Annotated in this window: 3 protein-coding genes; all 3 read right to left on the reverse strand. The window is 33.3% G+C overall.

The features are described 5' to 3' along the window. A partial coding sequence (locus J7K39_03410; protein MCD6178932.1) for a DUF4372 domain-containing protein occupies positions 1-528 on the reverse strand: 528 nt, incomplete at its 3' end. A gap of 338 nt (positions 529-866) precedes the next feature. Beyond that, the gene (locus tag J7K39_03415) at positions 867-1835 is read right to left on the reverse strand and encodes a HaeIII family restriction endonuclease (protein ID MCD6178933.1); all 969 of its coding nucleotides are present in this window, start codon (positions 1833-1835) and stop codon (positions 867-869) included. A gap of 2 nt (positions 1836-1837) precedes the next feature. Continuing rightward, positions 1838-2862: DNA cytosine methyltransferase (locus J7K39_03420; GenBank protein MCD6178934.1), on the reverse strand; the 1025-nt coding region annotated here is incomplete at its 5' end.

The raw sequence follows: 2862 nt of genomic DNA on the forward strand, positions 1-2862 counted from the left end.
ATCAGGAATCATTAAACTATCATCCCAGCAAGTGTGTATTTTTATACCTCCTTTAGCTGTCCGAAACTTTGCCCAAGAAAAGGTGGACAAACACAAGCTAATAGTACTACTATCTATGAGTTTTATTCTTTGGTTTTTTACTTCCTCTATAATGTGGCTTTGATGTTGTTTGCTTAACACTGTTTGATAATGTTTGAGTAAACGGTAATAAAGAGTTTCAAACACCTGCCAGTCACGATTTTTATTACCATCGCTCATGGTTGATCGAGCAGGACTCTGTGCCAATCCTAAGTCAGAAATATAGATTTCACTTACTCCTATTCCTGTAGATATATCGCTTAATGTCAAACACTTATTCAGCTGTCCGAAAGTTAGTGCAACAAATTGATCGTATGTCTTATATTTACTGCATCCTTTGTCACTATTGAACTGTTTGGTTATAGAAGTCAGCATCCATCGTGGTACCAAATCAATTATTTGCCGTGCAAGTGGTTTATTGTTATTTTTGTTGCGCCTGTAGAGTCCCATATTTCTAATGTTTTGTCGAAAAAACAAAAATATAGGATTCTCAGGTTCTTTTAAAATCTAAAGTTTCGGATAGTTGTGAACGTTTGTGTAAAAACAATTACATATATACTCCCAATTTGGCATATATTGCGTAAATTTACATATTTATTATAACTCAAATTTAGGGGGTTTTGCGTTAATGCTTATCCTCAAAGTTACACTAATATTTTAAATCCTCCAGAAAATGAGCTGATTATTTTTAATGCTCTTCAAAACCAAACACAAAAAAAGAGGGACTAAACACGACTTGGCAACCCGCCTGCGGAACGGGCAGGTGTGTAGGCTTTCGGGTTGGTATTTTATTTCTCTCCTATGAAAATATGATTATTGAATAATGTATGAGGTGCGCTAATCAAGTTAATATCAAATTTCAAAGATGGTTCTACTCTTGAACTGGCATTGTGAATTCTAAATGATATTTGCCATCCTTCATTTAATGATACAATCAAAGTAGTATTTGAGTTGTTTTCATAAACAACTTCGATTAATCGAGTAGGTAATTTGAGTTTTGGGATTTTTGCTTTTGGTCTAATCTTTTCAAACGATTGATTGAGAGTTCCATGTAAATTATAGGCTTGTATTTCAACGGTACTTTTCCCTTTGATAACTTTGTAAAAATCCTGATTCCCAATTAAGTATTCAACAAGTTTTTGAGGAACAGTTTCAGGATTTTCTTTATCCAATCTCAATAATTCAGTACGAAAAGCATTCAATAATGGTACATAAATTTTATTATGCATGTCTGGAATAGCAGTCCATTTTGTGCTTTTGTCTTTAGTTCTTAGGTTAGATAAAAAATCAAATATTGGTTTTATTTCATCAAAATAGTCTGAGGAACAAGGAATTCCAATCCATTTTTGCCCAAAATCAATTTTCTGAGAAAGTCGAGAATGTTTAACAGCACGATGATTATTTTTGGCTGAAATTCCAATTTCCCATTTTTGAAGTAATCGAATAGCTAATACATCTCTTACATCTCCAATTTGTCCTTCACTATCTGATACAATTTCAAGTTGTAAAATATCATCAGTATCATAACTGTGTGACAATCGAGGCTCAATATCAACAAGAAAGTTAATGGCAGCACTTGAAACTAAGGAATATAATCCTTGTTCTTCTTCTAAAAAGCTATCAAAACATAACTTTGCAGTTTTGTAAGGTTCACTTTCAACGATAATTACATTGTTATGAGAGGTGTTTAATCTTTCATAAAATTCCTTTAGTAAGGCATATTCAAATGCTTTTCCTGTTTTTGTTTGTATCGCCATTTCTAATAAATTACCTTTTCATATTCAACCTTCACTTCTTGCTTTTCTTCAGCTTTTATATTTGACAAACTATGTTTTATCTCTTTCGCAATATAATAAGCTAAATTAACAGGGACAGCATTTCCAATCATCTTGTAACCTGCTGAGATATTATCATAATGAAAAATAAAGTCGTCAGGGAAAGTTTGTATTCTTGCACATTCTCTAACACTTAATCTCCTGTATAAATGTTCTTTACCTTTTACAAATTCACGTTTATTTTGCTCAATAAATTTCATTTTGGGAGCTTGTGGATGCAAAGGTGCATGTCTCGCTCCCGCTTGGATTGTAAATGAAACTTCATCCCAAGCCCTAACCCTATTTCTCGACATAAACATACTCGAGAAACCACCTTCCATATATTCGTGATTAGGAACCTTACATTGACCATTATTTGCCCCTTTACCATTTTTGGCGACCATTACATTATCTGTCAAATCACTTATCACATCCTTTAATAGAATCAAGTCTTTAAAACCTTCTGGAAAAGTAAAATCTATTTTTAAATCGCTACGGAAACCAATAAAAAATACCCTTTTCCTATCTTGTGGAACTTTAAAGTTTTTTGCATTTAACATTTTAAAATGTAAGTCATAACCAATTCCTGCGTTCCTAAAATGGGTTTTAATATTATCAAGTGCTTCTCGATGTCTTACCAAAAGCATACCTGATACGTTCTCAGCTAAGAAAAAATAAGGTTGTTTAGCTTCAAGTAACCGAATAAATTCAAAAAACAATTGCCCCCTATTATCTTCGATGCCACGAAGCGAACCAGCTTCGCTCCAACTTTGACAAGGAGGTCCGCCAATTATTCCATCACATTCTGGAACATCTTCATTTGGAATTTGAGTAATACTTCTTCTGTCTAAAAATGTATTTGGATGGTTTTTTTCAAATGTTTTCCAAATGTCCTTATCATATTCATTTGCCCAATTTATCTCGAAGCCAGCCTTGGAAAATCCCAAATCTAAACCACCTGCTCCTGAGA

It is taken from the genome of Bacteroidales bacterium, assembly GCA_021157585.1.
Classification (GTDB): domain Bacteria; phylum Bacteroidota; class Bacteroidia; order Bacteroidales; family UBA12170; genus UBA12170.

Coding starts and splice junctions, on each gene's coding strand:
- J7K39_03415 (MCD6178933.1), bottom strand. CDS start 1,835: ATGGCGATACAAACAAAAACAGGAAAAGCATTTGAATATGCCTTACTA.